Below are 15,967 nucleotides of genomic sequence, written 5' to 3'. Positions count from 1 at the left end.
GCACTTTCGACAACGCCCAACTACTTGATTTCGTTGGTGGTTTCGCAGCGCTACTGCAGCGGGAGGCGCATTATAGCGAACCCCGGCGGCGCTCCGCAAGTCTCTTTTTTGCGCCGGGGTCCGCCTGTCGCCTATTCCGTCAAGGTCAGGTTCATATAGTGGGGGTCGGCCTTGATCTTGTCCTGTGTGAACGGCAGCAACGGCCACTCCTTGCGCGAGAACACGCCCAGCTGGTCGGTGTAGTACGGCGAGCGGGGGTTGGTCGACTGGCCATAGGTCAGCATCGCATAGGCGACCGGTCCCGCGTCATCGAAGCCCACGGTCTGGATATAGCTCTGGCCCCAGTAGACGCCGTCGTAGCCGTTGGCGGTCAAGCCGCTGCGGATGGTCAGCGAGTTGTACGAGCCGTCGATGTTGCCGATGCCGCCGTGGAGAGGGAAGCGCACGCCGTTGCGGGTCTCGGTCTGGTAGTCGCCAAGGCGGCCGTCCAGCGGAATGCCGAGCGACTGCAGCTTGAGCGCGGCATTCTTGAGCGCCGCCAGCATTGCCGGCAGCGCGGCCGGCGCCACGCCGTGCGGGGTGTTCACCGGGTCGCGCGGGTTGAAGGGCACCGCCCACTTGTTCGGAATGGCCGCCGCCGTGTTCCAGAACTCACGGAACAGTACCGCGCCCCGGCTGTCGATGTTGACCTTGCGGTCCCAGGCGCCCAGCGCCGCGCAAGCCTGCAGCAGGACCTGGTCGCTGCCGCTCGAGCATGCCGGCAGGAGTTCCGGCAGCACCAGCTCGGCGGCGTACAGGCGGTTCGCGAATGCCAGCTTTTGCAAATCCACCAGCCCCAGCTTGCGGCCCTCGCCCAGCAGGTCGTCGAACTGCCGGAACCCGATCCGCGTGCGCAGGTGCTGTTCGACGCCCACGCGGCCATACAGGGGCGAGTAGCCGAGCGGTGCCGGCCCGGTCAGCAGAACATGCGGGTTGGTCAGCCAGTAGCTGTCGTTCGAATTGCCGACGTAGTCAAGGCGCAGCAGCGACGGGCCGTTCACGGGCGAGAAGATGCCCGCGGGGACATTCGGATCCGATCCCCAGGCGCAGCTGCTGCGCGAGCCGTCGAACAGCAGGGCTGCCGGCAACAGCATGCAGTCGCCGCCGAACTTCGCGGCAGTCATGTGCGGCACCACGCTGGCATCGGCAAACAGGGCGCTGCCGGCGCGGTCGGCGGCCACCGTATTCACCCAGGGCAGGCCGACGACCTGGTCGAGCGAGGCCTTGAGCGCCTGCACGCTGCCGGCCTTGCCGATGCCGAGCCACTGTTCGAGCATGCGGGTGTTGTTGCGGTTGGGGTCGGCCAACACATAGGCAGCCGTCCCGCTCCAGGTCATGCCGGCTTCCGGCTTGACGATGACCGCGCCCTGCTGGCTGAACCAGAAGGTCTTGCTGCGCTTGGCGAGCGTGCCGTCGGCCTGCAACAGGTCGACCGTCACCGTTTTGGAGCGCATCTTGACCGGCTTGCCGTCATACAGATAAGTGGTGCCGCTGGCGTCGCCCGGATCGAGCGCCAGCCGGAAGGTGGTGAAGTGGAGCGCGGTGGTGACCGTGTGGCTCCAGGCGACGTCGCGGTTGAAACCGATCACGACCGCGGGCACGCCGCCGATGATGACGCCCATCGCATCGTATCGGCCGGGCACGGTCAGGTGGGCCTGGTAAAAGCGGTCGGACGAGGTCCAGGGATAGTGCGGATTGCCGAGCAGTAGGCCGCGTCCGTTGCTGGACAGCTCCTTGCCGACGGCCAGGGCATTGCTGCCGATGCCTTGCCGGTTAAAGCGGTCGAGCCGGGCCAGCAGGAAGGCCGGGTCGAGTGTCGCCTTGCCGCTGCGGGCGGCGACGCTGCCCGCAGCACCTGAGCAACAGGCCGGGCGCCCGGCGGCTACGAACTCTTTCGAGAACACCTGGCCCGAGGCATGCAGGGCTTTCTCGGCCATGACCAAATACATGTCGTCGACCGTGATCGGGCGCACCCATTTGGCGTTATTGCAGGCGGCCGGATATTGGCCGGCGAAGTTGTTGACGTAGCGGTTATAGCCCTCCACATAGCCTTCGACCAGTTCGCGCGGCTCGGCGCTGCCGGCGGCATAGCTGGCGCGCAGCTGCTCGATGTCGAGATAGCCCTTGAAGAAGAAGTCGCTGTCCTCGTTCTTGAGGTCCATGAAGCCGCTGGCCGCGCCGTATTCGTCGCCGCTGCGCTGGGTCGCCCTGGCTTCGCCGCCAAAGAACCGCGCGCGCTCGCCGCGCACAGTCAGCACCGAGTCGGCGAACATGCACAGGTTGTCCTGGGCGTACGCATACGCCAGGCCATAGCCGAGGCTGCGGAAATCGTTGGCGCGCACGTGGGGCACGCCGTAGGTGGTGCGTGCGACGTCGACATGGATGCGGGAAGCGGTGGCTACCGGCGGGGGCGGCGCGGCAGGTTTGGCTGGATCGCCGGAGTCGCTGCAGCCGGCCAGGACGAAGAAGCTTGCAGCAAGGCCCGCTTGCAGGAAAAGAGGGAAACAAGGAGGAAAACAAGGAGGGAAACAAGCGGAAAAACGGCGCTGGGTTGCGCCTGGCTGACGTTTCATGTTAACGCTTTCTGCGGCCGTGCCGCGTGCGAGATGAAAAACGAAAGAACCCGTGGAGGCGCCATCCTGAGCGGCCCTCTTGACGCGGAGAATCAGTTTGTCCGTCCGCCAGCCTTTTTTAACCTAGCCAAGTTGATGGCTTGCCCATCGGTGCGCGCCGCTGCTAATAGGGGGGCGTATCGGCCCGCCCCGGCGCGGCGAAGACGAAAAAAAAACCCAGCACAGGGCTGGGTTTTTCTCTTATAACTAGCCTGACAATAACCTACTTTCACACTGGTTGCAGCACTATCATCGGCGCAAAGTCGTTTCACGGTCCTGTTCGGGATGGGAAGGGGTGGGACCGACTTGCTATGGTCATCAGGCATAACTTGCTGGGAGGCTGTTCCACAACTGGGCAACAGATCCCTGAATTCCGTGCCGCATTCTAACAGGCAAGATCAAAGGGCGCCAGTACCGATTGTGGCCCCAGCGCGTAAAATGCCCCCTTTGCCGCTTCGCTACCCTGCCACTTCGCCTCATGACCATCCTGCTGTCCACCCTCAACGCCCGCTACACCCACGCCTCGCTGGGCCTGCGCTACCTGCTGGCGAACATGGGGCCGCTGGCATGCGACACCCGCATCCAGGAATTCGTCATCGGCGCCAAGACCGCCGACGTCGTCGAGCGCCTGCTGCTGCACAGCCCGCGCATCGTCGGTTTCGGCGTGTATATCTGGAACGTCGAGGAAACGACCAGGGTCGTCGCCATGCTCAAGCGCGTGGCGCCCGAGGTGACGATCGTGCTGGGCGGCCCGGAAGTGTCCTACGAAACGAATGAGCAGGCGATCGCGAAACTGGCCGACTACGTCGTCACCGGCTGGGGAGACATCACCTTTCCGAAGCTGTGCGCGGACATCCTGAACGGCCCCAAGCCGCTGATGAAGATCCACGCCGGGGTGCAGCCGCCCATGGACGAGATCGCCCTGCCCTACACCTTGTATAGCGACGAGGACATCGCGCACCGCACCCTGTACGTGGAAGCCTCGCGCGGCTGCCCCTTCAAATGCGAGTTCTGCCTGTCTTCGCTCGACAAGACCGCCTGGCCGTTCCCGCTGGACGCCTTCCTGGCGCAGATGGAAAGCCTGCACGCACGCGGCGCGCGCCTGTTCAAATTCGTCGACCGCACCTTCAACCTGAACGTCAAGACCAGCCAGAAGATCATGCAGTTCTTCCTCGACAAGCTGGCCGCGCACCCGGACGACCCGGTCTACGCCCACTTCGAGCTGGTGCCGGACCACCTGCCGGAAGCGCTGAAGGAGACGATCGCCCAGTTCCCGCCGGGCGCCCTGCAGTTCGAGATCGGCATCCAGAGTTTCAATCCCGAGGTGCAGGCCCTGGTCAGCCGGCGCCAGAACAACGAGAAGGCGATGGAGAACATCCGCTGGCTGTGCGAGCACTCGCAGGCGCACCTGCACGTGGACCTGATCGCCGGCCTGCCCGGCGAGGACGTCGCCAGCTTCGCGCGCGGCTTCGACCAGCTGGTGAGCCTGGGCGCGCACGAGATCCAGTTCGGCATCCTGAAGCGCCTGCGCGGCACGCCGATCATTCGCCATACCGAGCCTTATCAAATGGTGTACGACCCGGCGCCGCCGTATACCGTGCTGGCCACCAGCCTGATCGACTTCCCGTCCATGCAGCGCCTGGTGCGCTTTGCGCGCTACTGGGACCTGGTGGCCAACTCGGGACGCTTCGCCAACACCGTGCGCGTCTTGCTGGGCGTGCGTCCGTTCGAGAACTTCATGGCGTTCTCGAACTGGATGTACACGAAGACCGATGCCACCCACCGGATCGCCCTCGAGCGCCTGGCGAAACTGGTGGTCGAATGGCTGGCCCTGACCGGCATGGAGCGCGAGCAGGCCGCCGCCCTGGTGGCGAGCGACTACGCCGGCAGCGTCGACGGCGCCGCCAAAGCCAAGGAAAAGGACAGGGAAAAGACGGGCGCGGCGCCCGGCCCTGCGGCGCCAGCCCGTCAACTTCGTCACCTTGCTGCCTGAGCACGCTAGGGCGACGACCAATGGCAGAGTCGGCGAATTCCTTTTACACTGCAACAATGCAGATTGAAAATACGCCAATATTGACGATTCAGCCTTCCGCCGGCGGCGCGGCGCAATCTGTCATGGCGAGCGGTGTCTGGCAGGTGCATGCGCTGAGCCAGAAGGGCCAGCTCAAGGGCATCAACCGCATGCTGGCCGGGATCAAGAACAAATCCGAGCTGGCCTGGGACCTGACCGGCGTCGACAGCATCGACCATATCGGCGCCCAGTTGCTGTGGAACGCCTGGGGCAAGAAACGCCCCCGTCACCTCCTGCTCGATCCGCGCCAGGAAGAACTGTTTGCCCGCATCGAACAGGCCAGCCGCCACAGCCTGCCGCGCCAGAAGACCAGTCCGCTGAACTGGATCATCGTGCTCGGCGCCGGCCTGCTCAGTTTTTTCGAACACCTGCACGGCTTCATCGAACTGATCGGCCGCCTGATCCAGGACCTGGGCCGCTTCATCCGGCGCCCGAACACGGGCCCCTGGCGCGAGATCTCGGCCAACATCTATCACTCCGGCTTCCAGGCGCTGGGCATCACGGCCCTGGTCGGCTTCCTGATCGGCGTCGTGCTCTCGTTCCTGTCGGCGCAGCAGCTGCGCCAGTTCGGCGGCGACATCTACCTGGTCGACATCCTCGGCATGGCCGTGATCCGTGAACTCGGCCCGCTGCTGGCGGCGATCCTGGTCGCGGGCCGCTCGGGCTCCTCGATCACGGCGCAGCTGGGCGTGATGCGGGTGAACGAGGAGCTCGACGCCATGCTGGTGATGGGTATCTCGCACGGCTACCGCCTGATCATGCCGAAGGTGGTGGCGCTGGCCGTCGCCATGCCGCTGCTGGTGGTCTGGACCGATGCCATGGCGCTGCTCGGCGGCGCCGCCTCGGCCAAGCTGGAACTGGGCCTGTCGTTCCGCTACTTCCTGCAAAAGCTGCCGGATGCGGTGCCGCTGGTGAACTACACGATCGGCCTGTTGAAGGGCATGACCTTCGGCGTGCTGATCGCGCTGGTGTCCTGCCACTTCGGCCTGCGCATCAAGCCGAACACCGAAAGCCTGGGGCGCGGCACGACGACCTCGGTGGTGACATCGATCACGGTCGTGATCCTGGCCGACGCCGTGTATGCGATCATCTTCAGCGGGGTGGGTTTCTGATGGCTGAACAGCAGCGCGTACCCCAGCAGCTCAACCGCAAACCGGAAGAAGACGTCGGCCCGCCGGTGGTCGAGATCCGCGGCCTGTGGACCAAGTTCGGCAAGACCGTCGTGCACCAGGACCTGAACCTGGAAATCTATGCGGGCGAAATCCTGTCGATCGTGGGCGGCTCCGGCACCGGCAAGACCGTGCTGCTGCGCCAGATGCTGGGCCTGGAAAGCCCGGCGCGCGGCTGCGTGCGGGTGTTCGGCGAAGACATCAGCGAGGCCGGTCCCGAGCGCCTGCAGCGTATGCGCACCCACTGGGGCATGCTGTTCCAGCAGGGCGCGCTGTATTCGGCGCTGACCGTGTTCGACAACATCGCCCAGCCGATGCGCGAGCTGCGCGCGCTGCCGGAAGACGTGATCCGCGACGCCGTGCTGCTGAAAATGGATATGGTGGGCCTCGGCGCGGAACACGCGAACAAGATGCCGTCCGACCTGTCGGGCGGGATGACCAAGCGCGCGGCCCTGGCGCGCGCGCTGGCGCTGGAGCCGAGACTGCTGTTCCTGGACGAGCCGACCGCGGGCCTCGACCCCGACGCGTCGGATGCCTTCGTCACGCTGATCCAGGCCCTGCACCGCGAACTGAAACTGACCGTGGTAATGGTCACCCACGACCTCGATACGCTGTTTGCGCTCTCCTCGCGCATCGCGGTCCTGGCCGAGAAGCACGTGCTGGCGGTGGGCCCGTCGCGCGACGTGCTGCGGGTGGACCATCCGTTCATCAAACAATTCTTCCTCGGCGGGCGCGGACAACGGGCACTCGAAGTGCTGGATGAACGCGATGAGGAACGCGATGAAGAACGCGACGAAGCCGCCGAGGACGAACCCAAGGAGTGATATGGAAAACCGATCTTATGCCCTGATGACAGGCATCTTCACGATAGTCCTGCTGGTTGCCACCGTACTGATCGGCCTCTGGCTGAACCGCGACAGGACCGAGTTGTCGCCCTACGAGATCGTCACCACCCAGTCGATTCCCGGCCTGAACCCGCAAGCCACGGTGCGCTACCGCGGCCTGGAAGTGGGCCGCGTCGACGAAATCGTGTTCGACCCGAAGGTGACGGGCCAGATCCTGATCAAGCTGTCGGTCGAAGTCGGCTCGCCGATCACCACCACCACCTTTGCCTCGCTCGGCTACCAGGGCGTGACCGGGATCGCCTTCATCCAGCTCGACGACGACCGCACCGGTTCGCCCATCCTGAAGACCGATCCGGAGCACGTGGGCCGCATCCCGCTGCGCCCGGGCCTGCTCGACCAGCTGGAAAAACGCGGCGTCGCCATCCTCGACCGCACCGAGGAGATCACCGAGCGCCTCAACAACCTGATGAGCGACGAGAACCAGAAGACCATCATCGGCGCCTTCGACAACATCAGCAAGGCAGCCGAAGCCTATGGCCGCATTCCGGAGCGCCTGGGCCCGACGATCGACAAGCTGCCGCGCGTGGCCGACAAGCTCGACCGGAGCCTGGATTCGTTCAACACCTTTGCCGACAGCGCCACCAAGACAGTCCAGAACTACGACCGCCTGGCCACCGGCCTGCAGGCGCCCGACGGCCCGATGAACCGCCTGAACGACGCCATCGGCTCGCTCCAGGGCGTGACCTCCGACCTGGAAGCGGAGACGCTGCCGCACCTGGTGCGCATGACCGACGAAGCGCGCAGTGCGCTGCGCTCGGTGCGCCGCACCTCGGACGCGATCGGCGACCGTCCGCAAAGCATCCTGTTCGGCGGTAACACCCTCCAACCCGGCCCCGGCGAACCGGGCTTCGTCGCCCCGACCAAATGAGGCTCATCTTGAACATGCACACGACCATGCGCCCGCTCCGCTTCCTCGGCGCCGCCGCCCTCGCCCTCTCGATTGCCGGCTGCGCGTCCGGCAGCAAGGCGCCCGGCAATAACCATTTCGATTTCGGCCCGCTCGGCCCGCCCGTGGCCCAGGTCGCGCAGGCGCCGCTGGCGGCGATCGTCGTGATGGACGCGACCGGTTCGCCGGCCTTCGAGAACGAGCGCATGATCTACCGCCTGAACTACGACGATCCGCTCCAGGCGCGCGCCTATGCCTACGCGCGCTGGGCCGCCAATCCGCTGCTGCTGGTGACGCAGCGCGTCAAGTCGCGCCTGGCCCAGGCCGGTATCAAGGTGCTGTCGGCAACCGATTCGAACACCGACGTGCCGATCCTGCGCCTCGAGGTCGACGACTTCTCGCACGCCTTCGCCAGCACCGCCCAGAGCGAAGGCCAGCTGGTGCTGCGCGCCTCGGTGTTCAACAGCCACACGCTGCTCGACCAGAAGACCTTCAACCGCGCCACCCCGGCACCGAGCGCCGACGCCGCGGGCGGCGCGCGGGCGCTGGCCGCCAGCACCGACGGTGTCGCCGCCGACATCACCGCATGGCTGGCCGGCATCGACACCCGCAAGCGATGAACACGAACGACGCGCCGCTGCACGAGGCGCCGATACCGGAGGAAGAGCGGCGCCGGCGCGGTTCGCCCATCTCGCGCGCGGCGCTGCTGGCCTACCTGCTCCTGATCGTCTACGCCAGCTGGTTCCCGTTTTCCGGCTGGCGCAGCAACGGGCTGCCGCTGCTGTCCTTCCTGAACCTGGTCAAGCAGCGCTACTGGACCGGCTTCGACGTGATGGTCAACATCGTCGGCTACGTCCCGCTCGGCGTGCTGCTGGTGCTGGCGATGTACCCCTTCGTGCGCGGGGTATGGGCGGCGCTGCTGGCGACCGTCCTCGGCATCCTGGTATCGGGCACGATGGAGACGGTGCAGAACTTCCTGCCGAGCCGGGTGCCCTCGAACCTCGACCTGCTGACCAACTCGGCCGGCACCTTCATCGGCGCCTGCCTCGGCCCGCTGCTGGCGCGCGGCCTGCTCCTCGAGGGCCGCCTGAACCGGCTGCGGCGGCGCTGGTTCGCGCCGCACGCGAGCCAGGGCCTGGTGCTGCTGGCGCTGTGGCCGCTGGCCCAGATCTATCCGCAGAGCTTCCTGTTCGGGCATGGCCAGGTTTTGCCGATCGTCTCGGGCTGGCTCTCGAACCTGTTCGACGAGGACATCGACCTGGTCGCGATGCTGCGTCCCGGACCGGCCATGAGCGTGGAGCAGTACTGGCTGTCGGAAACCATCATCACGGCCTGCGGCATGACGGGCGCGGCGCTGACCCTGCTGTGCCTGCTGCGCCGGGGCGCGCCGCGCTACACGCTGGTGCTGCTGATGGTGGGCGCGGCGCTGGTCGTCAAGGCCCTCGCCAGTTCGCTGCTGTTCCGGCCCGATAACGCCTTCGTCTGGGTCACGCCGGGCGCCGAGGGCGGCTTCCTGATCGGCGCGATCATGCTCGCCGGCCTGGCCTTCGCGCCGCAGCTGGCGCAGCGGCGCCTGGCCGTGGTCTCGCTGATCCTGAGCCTGATCGTGGTGAACACGATTCCCGCGAACCCGTATTTCATGCTCACGCTACAGGGTTGGGTGCAGGGAAAGTTTCTGAATTTTAACGGCGCGGCCCAGTTCCTGTCCCTGATGTGGCCCTTCTTCGCGCTGTGGTTCCTGCTGCTCCCCTCCCATAAACTCAATCGCGGTTAGGAGACCTCGCAAACCTACTGCGCGTCGCACTGCCGCCCTGTGGTGCTCGCTGTACTTTCGTACAGCGAGCATCACCCCATTTGGGGCTCGGACGACATTGCTTCCGCTCGCTACGGTTTTCGAGGTCTCCTTAAGAACGCGTATCATTGCAGCTGGCCACGCAAGACGGGACGAGACTGACATGAACGACGAGAACAAACCCTTTTACGAACATCACGTGTTTTTCTGCATGAACGTGCGCGAGGGCGAGAACTGCCGCCAGAGCTGCGGCAAGGCCGGCGCCGAAGTCGCGCAAAAGCATGCAAAAAAACGCATCAAGGCGCTCGGCCTGAACGAGCCGGGCAAGGTGCGCATCAACCAGGCCGGCTGCCTGGAGCGCTGCGAGGAAGGCCCGGTCGTGGTCATCTACCCGCAAGGCACCTGGTACACCTATGTCGACACGTCGGACATCGACGACATCATCGACACCCACATCCTCGGCGGCAAGGTCGTCGAGCGCCTCAAGATCTGACGCTTCGCCGTCGATACTGATATTCCGGACTACATGAACAAGTTTTCGAAACGTTTTTTCCTCGATGGCCCGGCAGGCAAGATGGAATGCATGCTCGACCTGCCTGAAGATGCGCCGCGCGGCATCGCCCTGGTCGCCCACCCGCACCCGCTGTATGGCGGCACGATGGAAAACAAGGTCACGCAGACCCTCGCCCGCACCTTCGTGACGCTCGGCTATGCGACGGCGCGCTTCAATTTCCGCGGCGTCGGCCAGTCCGAGGGCGTGCACGACCGCGGCCACGGCGAAGTCGACGACATGGCGGTCATGATGGCGCATATGCAGGAACAATATCCGGGCCTGCCGGTGGCGCTGTCGGGGTTCTCGTTCGGCACCTTCGTGCAGGCCCAGTTGCGCGCGCGCCTGGAAAACGAGGGCAAGCCTGACGCCATCGAACGCATGGTGCTGGTCGGCAGCGCGGCCGGCAAATGGCCGATGCCGCACGTGCCGGAAGATACGATCCTGATCCACGGCGAACTCGACGATACGATCACGCTGCAGATGGTATTCGACTGGGCGCGGCCGCTGGAAATCCCCGTGATCGTGATCCCGGGCGCGGACCATTTCTTCCATAAGCGCCTGAATCCAATCAAAAATCTTGTCCTCCAAATGTGGCGCCGTAACAATTGAGCGCAGCACATGGCCTATAATTAGGCGCTTCATTGAATCCATTCCTTTAGGCAATGCCGCAAGGCCTTGCCTGAAGAGCATTGTCTCGATTCGCTTTTTCACCACCGCTTTACTACTGACTCACATAGCTCCCATGAAAAAACTGATTGCGGCCGTGGCCGCCAGCCTGCTGATGATGTCGGCAAGCGCGCAAACCGTGCCGGCACCGCAGATCGCCGCGCGCTCGTGGCTCCTGCTCGACGCCACCAGCGGCCAGGTCATCGCGGCCCAGGAACCGAACACCCGCATCGAACCGGCATCGCTCACCAAGATCATGACGGCCTACGTCACCTTCCAGGCGATCCGCGACAAGAAACTGGCCCTGAACACGATGGTCAACGTGTCGACCCGCGCCTGGAAAGTCGACTCCAGCAGCTCGAAGATGTTCATCGACCCGGCCGTCCCGGTCAGCGTGGACGACTTGCTGCACGGCCTGATGGTGCAATCGGGTAACGACGCCGCCGTCGCCCTGGCCGAGGCTGTCGCCGGCGACGAAGGCACCTTTGTCGTGCTGATGAACCGCGAAGCCCAGCGCATGGGCCTGAAGGACACGAAATTCGCCAATCCGCACGGTCTGCCGAGCCCGGACAACTACTCGACCGCGAACGACCTGGCGCGCCTGGCCCAGAACGTGATCCGCGACTTCCCCGAGTTCTACAAGATCGATTCGGTCAAGCAGTTCACCTACAACAAGATCACGCAGCAGAACCGTAACCGCCTGCTCTGGCTGGATCCGACCGTGGACGGCATGAAGACCGGCCACACCACTTCCTCCGGCTACAGCATGATCGCCTCGGCGCGCCGCCCGAACGGTAACAGCGGCCAGCGCCGCCTGATTTCGGTCATTTCGGGCGCCAGCTCGGATGGCGTGCGCACCCAGGAAAGCCAGAAGCTGCTGAACTGGGGCTTCCAGAACTTCGACACGGTCAGGCTGTACGCGAAGGGCCAGACGATCGCCACGCCGGAAGTGTGGAAGGGCGCGCAGTCGACCGTGAAGGTCGGCTTCACCAACGATATCCTGGTGACGGTGCCGAAAGGCGTCGCCGGCAAGCTCAAGCCTGTGCTCGAGCGCAAGGACCCGCTGATGGCCCCGCTGCCACTGAACGGCCGCATCGGCACGCTGCGCATGATGGTCGACAACAAGCCGCTGCTGGTGCTGCCGGTCGTCGCCCTGGAAGAAGTGCCGGAAGCGAGCATCTTCGGCCGCGCCTGGGACTCGATGCGCTTGATGATGAAATAAGCGGATTGTTGTGTATTCAATGCCCGCCCGGCTCGCGCCCGGCGGGCATTGTTGTTTTTGCACCAAATTGGTGCATCCACGGGTGGGGCCGTCCACCTTGCGTGCACCGGCCCCGATTTCGGCTCGCCGCTATAATGCACCGTTACCATTCCAGCAAAAAAATCCCCTCGATGACCCAGCCTGCCGCCCTCTCCTGCCCCCGCATCCTCACCCGCAAGGATGGCCCCGCATTGTCGCTGTCGCGCGTGGTCGCCGGCATGTGGCGGCTCGGCGAATGGGACATGTCGGTGCAGCAGCGCATCGCCTTCATCGAGGCTTGCCTGGAAATGGGCGTGACCAGCTTCGACCATGCCGACATCTACGGCAACTACGGTGTCGAGGGACTGTTCGGCCAAGCCCTGCGGGCCCAGCCTTCGCTGCGCGGGCGCATGGAACTCGTCAGCAAGTGCGGCATCAAGCTGGTCTCGCCGGCACGCCCGGCACACACCATCCAGCACTACGACGCGCGCCGCGCGCACATCGTCGCGTCCTGCGAGCAATCGCTGCGCCAACTGGGGACCGATTACCTCGACCTGCTGCTGATCCACCGCCCGGACCCATTGATGGATTTCGACGAAGTCGCCGAAGCATTCATCGCGCTGCAGGCGGCCGGCAAGGTACGCCATGTCGGGGTGTCGAATTTCACGCGCCACCAGTTCGAGTCCCTGAACCGGCGGGTGCCGCTGGCAACCAACCAGGTGGAGTTCTCGCCCTTGGCCACGGCGCCGATGTTCGACGAAACCTTCGACGGCCTGCAAGACCTCGGCATCGCGCCGATGGCCTGGTCGCCGCTGGGCGGCGGGCGCCTGTTCGCGGCCGGCGACGAGCGCAGCGTGAACCTGCGCGCCACGATCGAGGCCATCGCCGAGCGCATCGGGCAGCCCTTCGTCAGCGTCGTGTTCGCGTGGATCATGGCCCTGCCGAGCCGTCCGCTGCCCCTCACCGGCAGCGGCAAGATCGCCTCGATCGCGGCAGCGGTGGCCGCCACCGGCTTCACGCTCGAGCGCAGCGACTGGTTCGCGATCCTGCGCGCCGCGCGCGGCCACGAAGTCGCCTGACGCCATGGCCGAGCCGGTCAAGATTGTCGAGGGCAGCGCGCTGACGGCGCAGCAAAAGAAAGACCTGCTGAACCGCCTGGCGCGCATCGAGGGCCAGCTGCGCGGGGTCCAGAAGCTGATTGCGCTGGCGGCCGAGCCTGCGGACTGCGAGGCCGTCGCCCAGCAAATGGCGGCGGCGCGCAAGGCGCTCGACCGCTCCTTCGTGCAGCTGCTGACCGCCACCGTCGTCACCCACAGCGAAGGGGCCGAAGACCTGGACGCCGCGCGCGCCGTCGCGGCCCGGCTGGCGGCCCTGCTCGACAAGTTCGCCTGAAGGCTTGCCAGGCCGCTGACACCCTATAGTTTCTCTTCGTCTTCCTCGTCCGGATAGACCACCGGCGGCGCAACGCCGCGCCAGCCGCCGCGCCAGCCAATGTTGAGCAGCAGCGTCGCGCTCACGTAGAGCACAAAGAACAGCGCGAAAAAGCGTGTCCGCAACATGATCAGGAGCAGCACGGCCACCGCAATCGCGATTAAGATGCCCTTGGTCAGGCGTTGCTTGCTGCTAGGAAACCTTACCGTCGACACCATCAGGGTGCCGACCGCCACCATCAGCGCCATCACGGCGAAGGCGCCGGCGGCGGACCGGACCGGATCGGGCCAGGCCACCACCACCGAGGCGACGCAGGCGGCGCCGGCGGTGATCGGCATGCCGACGAAGTAGCGCGGATCGGTACGCCCGACCGAAATATTGAAACGGGCCAGGCGCAGTGCGCCGCAGGTCACGAAGATGAAACAGGCCAGCGCGCCCATGCGCAAAATGGTGGGGTGCGCTTCGCCGAGCTGGGCGAAGCCGTAGCAGTACAGCAGCAGGCCGGGTGCGCAGCCGAAGTTCATGACGTCGGCAATCGAATCGAGCTGCACGCCGAAGTCGGACTGGGTATTGGTGGCACGGGCGACGAAACCGTCGAGCGCGTCGAAAACGCCGGCCAGCACCAGCAGGATGGCGGCCAGGCGGAAGTCGCCGGGTGCGCCGACCTGGGCGTTGTCGACCGTGATGACGATGCTGCCGAAACCGCAGGCGATCGACAGCAGCGTCACAAAACTTGGCAGGGCGAACTTGGCGCGCGCGAAGCGTGCAGGGCGGGGTTGGTTCAATTCAGGTCCGGGCTGGATGGGGATACTCCGTATTCTACAGGGCGCATGCTTACGGTCGCGCACGGTGCCCGTCGTCATGCGGATCGGTTTTATCCTAGAATGTGTGCCACTTTGGCGTTAATACGAATCGGGAGTATGGGGATGAGCGAGCTGCTTCGCGTGAGGACGATACTGGCGGGATGCGTGACCGCCCTTGCCCTGGCCGCTTGCGGGGGCGGAGGGGGCGGTTCGGAAGCCCCCGCGCCGCCGCCCACCGGCACGGCGCCGCCGCCGACGACGGCGCCGATCGTTCCCGATCCGCTGACCCCGGCGCCACCGGTGACGCAGGCGCCGCCCGCCCCCGGCGCGCCTGTCCTGACCGGCAACATCGCGCTCGACGGGCGCGAATGGATCAACTTCCGCAGGGCCCAGATCGGCATGTCTACGCTGGTGCGCAACAACATCGTCGACATCGCGGCACAGGGCCACTCGGACTACCAGCGCATCAACGACACCATCACCCACGACCAGACGCCCGGCAAGCAGGGCTTCACCGGCGCCACGCTGGCCGACCGCCTGCAGTCGGCCGGCTATGTGTTCAACGTGAATAACAGCCGCGCCTACGGCGAAGTCATTTCCGCCACCAGCAACGGTTCGGGCCAGTACATGGCCGAGGAACTGATCACCGCCGTGTATCACCGCTTCGTGATCTTCGAGCCGGTGTTCAAGGAAATCGGTACCGGCGCGGCCACCACCAGCACCGGCTATAACTATTTCACCGCCGATTTCACCGCCAACAACGGCTATGGCCCGGGCCTGGCGCGCGGGCAGATCGCGGTATGGCCGTTCGGCGGCCAGACTGCCGTGCCGCGCAACTTCTTCAGCGATACCGAGAAGCCCGATCCGGTCCCCGACCGCAACGAAGTCGGCTATCCGATCAGCGTGCACGCCAACATCGACGCGACCATCCAGGTGACCAGCTTCACCGTGCGCCCGCGCGGCGGCGCCGACCTGGCGGTGCGGCTGCTGACGACTGCCAACGACACGAATACCGGCCGCTCGTCGGCAGCAATCGTGCCGCTGGCGCGGCTGGCCGCGGGTACCGTCTACGAGGTCAGCTTTGCCGGTACCGTGGGCGGCACGCCGGTATCGCGCAACTGGTCGTTCACGACCCTGTAAGCGCGCCGCCATCCGCCAATGAGGCACGGTTCCGATTCTTCCTTGCCCCTGCCCGGCTGCGCGCCGGTCATCGATGTGGAAGCCGGCGTCGAGCGCCTGATGGGCAACCGCCAACTCTACCTGCGCGCGCTGGCGCGCTTCCGGCTTGACTACCACGACACCGGCACGGCGCTGCGCGCCGCGCTCGACGCCGGCGACCTGGCCGGCGCGCAACGGCTGGCGCATACGCTCAAGGGTGCGGCCGGGATGATCGAAGCGAGCGGCTTGCACGCCTGCACGCTGGCCTTCGAGCAGGCCTTGCGCCACGGCGGGGACGATATCGACACCCTGTGCCGCGACACCGGCGAAGCGCTCGCCCGCGTGCTGCACGCACTGGACGGCATGGCGCCGGCCGCAGAAGATCCGGCACCGCCGGCGACACCGGCCGTGCCCCGCGCCCTGGCCAGGCTGCGCGCCATGCTCGACATCGGCGACGGCGCCGCGGTCGAACTGGTGACGGCGGCGCGCACCGAACTGGCAGCGCAACTGGGCGAGCGGGAATACGAGGGTGTTTGCGCGGCGGTGCTGGCCTTCGATTACGAGCGCGCCCTGGCGCTGCTCGACCGCGCCGAGGCAGCCGGAGAATAAGGCTTCGGCTTCACGCTGTGGAGCGCCTGGCGG

15 protein-coding genes and 1 rRNA gene are annotated in these 15,967 nt (G+C 65.8%); 13 read left to right on the top strand and 3 right to left on the bottom strand.

Annotated elements, in window-relative coordinates; genetic code table 11:
- Positions 1 to 131: 131 nt before the first annotated feature.
- Both ACFPAH_RS09225 and rrf read right to left on the bottom strand, forming a co-directional pair.
- On the bottom strand, positions 132 to 2,612 hold the full coding sequence (locus tag ACFPAH_RS09225; RefSeq protein WP_379743952.1) for a penicillin acylase family protein: 2,481 nt from the start codon (positions 2,610 to 2,612) through the stop codon (positions 132 to 134).
- 249 nt (positions 2,613 to 2,861) lie between these two features.
- A 5S ribosomal RNA gene (gene rrf, locus ACFPAH_RS09220) occupies positions 2,862 to 2,974 on the bottom strand.
- Positions 2,975 to 3,129: 155 nt separating this feature from the next.
- Here rrf and ACFPAH_RS09215 point away from each other — a divergent pair.
- From ACFPAH_RS09215 to ACFPAH_RS09165, 11 genes are all read left to right on the top strand, one after another.
- Positions 3,130 to 4,644, top strand: a complete 1,515-nt coding sequence (locus ACFPAH_RS09215) for a B12-binding domain-containing radical SAM protein (RefSeq protein WP_379743950.1) — start codon at positions 3,130 to 3,132, stop codon at positions 4,642 to 4,644.
- A 56-nt stretch (positions 4,645 to 4,700) separates the two neighbouring features.
- Positions 4,701 to 5,834 (top strand): MlaE family ABC transporter permease, encoded by a 1,134-nt coding sequence (locus ACFPAH_RS09210; RefSeq protein ID WP_379743948.1) that lies wholly within the window; start codon positions 4,701 to 4,703, stop codon positions 5,832 to 5,834.
- Positions 5,834 to 6,715, top strand: a complete 882-nt coding sequence (locus ACFPAH_RS09205) for an ABC transporter ATP-binding protein (RefSeq protein ID WP_379743946.1) — start codon at positions 5,834 to 5,836, stop codon at positions 6,713 to 6,715. Before ACFPAH_RS09210 ends, ACFPAH_RS09205 begins: the two co-directional genes overlap by 1 nt.
- 1 nt (position 6,716) lies before the next feature.
- Complete coding sequence (locus ACFPAH_RS09200) at positions 6,717 to 7,664, top strand: MlaD family protein (RefSeq protein ID WP_379743944.1); 948 nt, start codon at positions 6,717 to 6,719, stop codon at positions 7,662 to 7,664.
- A gap of 14 nt (positions 7,665 to 7,678) precedes the next feature.
- Positions 7,679 to 8,302, top strand: coding sequence for an ABC-type transport auxiliary lipoprotein family protein (locus ACFPAH_RS09195; RefSeq protein ID WP_379743973.1), 624 nt, complete (start codon positions 7,679 to 7,681; stop codon positions 8,300 to 8,302).
- Positions 8,299 to 9,456, top strand: coding sequence for a VanZ family protein (locus ACFPAH_RS09190; RefSeq protein ID WP_379743942.1), 1,158 nt, complete (start codon positions 8,299 to 8,301; stop codon positions 9,454 to 9,456). The genes ACFPAH_RS09195 and ACFPAH_RS09190 overlap by 4 nt, the downstream gene beginning before the upstream one ends.
- A 181-nt stretch (positions 9,457 to 9,637) precedes the next feature.
- Positions 9,638 to 9,967 (top strand): (2Fe-2S) ferredoxin domain-containing protein, encoded by a 330-nt coding sequence (locus ACFPAH_RS09185; RefSeq protein WP_379743940.1) that lies wholly within the window; start codon positions 9,638 to 9,640, stop codon positions 9,965 to 9,967.
- Between the two features lie 33 nt (positions 9,968 to 10,000).
- The gene (locus ACFPAH_RS09180) at positions 10,001 to 10,636 is read left to right on the top strand and encodes an alpha/beta hydrolase (RefSeq protein ID WP_379743938.1); all 636 of its coding nucleotides are present in this window, start codon (positions 10,001 to 10,003) and stop codon (positions 10,634 to 10,636) included.
- Positions 10,637 to 10,769: 133 nt separating this feature from the next.
- A complete protein-coding gene (locus ACFPAH_RS09175; protein ID WP_379743936.1) occupies positions 10,770 to 11,915 on the top strand; it encodes a D-alanyl-D-alanine carboxypeptidase family protein in 1,146 nt (381 codons plus the stop codon).
- A gap of 170 nt (positions 11,916 to 12,085) precedes the next feature.
- Positions 12,086 to 13,012 (top strand): aldo/keto reductase, encoded by a 927-nt coding sequence (locus ACFPAH_RS09170; protein WP_379743934.1) that lies wholly within the window; start codon positions 12,086 to 12,088, stop codon positions 13,010 to 13,012.
- 4 nt (positions 13,013 to 13,016) lie between these two features.
- Positions 13,017 to 13,325 (top strand): metal-sensitive transcriptional regulator, encoded by a 309-nt coding sequence (locus tag ACFPAH_RS09165; RefSeq protein WP_379743932.1) that lies wholly within the window; start codon positions 13,017 to 13,019, stop codon positions 13,323 to 13,325.
- A gap of 23 nt (positions 13,326 to 13,348) precedes the next feature.
- Here ACFPAH_RS09165 and pssA read toward each other — a convergent pair whose 3' ends face one another.
- Complete coding sequence (pssA, locus tag ACFPAH_RS09160; protein WP_379743930.1) at positions 13,349 to 14,149, bottom strand: CDP-diacylglycerol--serine O-phosphatidyltransferase; 801 nt, start codon at positions 14,147 to 14,149, stop codon at positions 13,349 to 13,351.
- A gap of 141 nt (positions 14,150 to 14,290) precedes the next feature.
- Between pssA and ACFPAH_RS09155 the strand changes: the two genes are divergently transcribed.
- Complete coding sequence (locus ACFPAH_RS09155; RefSeq protein ID WP_379743928.1) at positions 14,291 to 15,307, top strand: CAP domain-containing protein; 1,017 nt, start codon at positions 14,291 to 14,293, stop codon at positions 15,305 to 15,307.
- A gap of 42 nt (positions 15,308 to 15,349) precedes the next feature.
- Positions 15,350 to 15,934, top strand: a complete 585-nt coding sequence (locus ACFPAH_RS09150; RefSeq protein WP_379743926.1) for an Hpt domain-containing protein — start codon at positions 15,350 to 15,352, stop codon at positions 15,932 to 15,934.
- Positions 15,935 to 15,967: the final 33 nt, after the last annotated feature.

This window comes from Massilia sp. GCM10023247 (assembly GCF_042653325.1).
Taxonomy (GTDB): domain Bacteria; phylum Pseudomonadota; class Gammaproteobacteria; order Burkholderiales; family Burkholderiaceae_D; genus Telluria.
This window is presented reverse-complemented; position numbering and strand designations above follow the sequence as displayed.